The organism is Rhodococcus sp. GB-02 (genome assembly GCF_053470465.1).
In genome coordinates this window covers 1-628 of the sequence record NZ_JBPUKE010000012.1, presented here as the reverse complement: position 1 = coordinate 628, position 628 = coordinate 1, and the positions used below count along the sequence as shown (strand labels likewise).

The 628-nt window shown below is 52.4% G+C and carries 1 rRNA gene; it reads left to right on the top strand.

Features of this window, described 5'->3' with window-relative positions:
- Positions 1-259 precede the first annotated feature (259 nt).
- Positions 260-628, top strand: a 23S ribosomal RNA gene (locus ACSW29_RS31230); the annotation flags it as partial.

Here is a 628-nt window from a genome sequence, read left to right as displayed (position 1 = left end):
GCTCATGGGTGGACGCTGACAAGCATTCGTTTTCATTACTGCCGGCCTCAGTGCTGGTGGGAGAACAAATTATATCGGCATACTGTTGGGTCCTGAGAGAACACGCGAGTGTTTCTTTCTAGGAAGTAACGACAAATGACTGCTGCAGTCATACCGCAGAGATTATCGCCTTTCGGGGTTGGTGGTTTGTGTTGGTGTCTGCGTGAGGTGGTTGTTTGTGTGTTGTTTGAGAACTGCACAGTGGACGCGAGCATCTTTGTTGTAAGTAATGAAGAGCGTACGGTGGATGCCTTGGCACCAGGAGCCGATGAAGGACGTAGGAGGCTGCGATAAGCCTCGGGGAGCTGTCAACCGAGCTGTGATCCGAGGATGTCCGAATGGGGAAACCCAGCACGAGTGATGTCGTGTTACCCGCGCCTGAATATATAGGGCGTGTGGAGGGAACGTGGGGAAGTGAAACATCTCAGTACCCACAGGAAGAGAAAACAACCGTGATTCCGTGAGTAGTGGCGAGCGAAAGCGGAAGAGGCTAAACCATGTGCATGTGATACCCGGCAGGGGTTGTGTGCGTGGGGTTGTGGGGTTCATTTTGTCAATGCTGCCGTGTTGGCCAACAGTAAGAAATCAC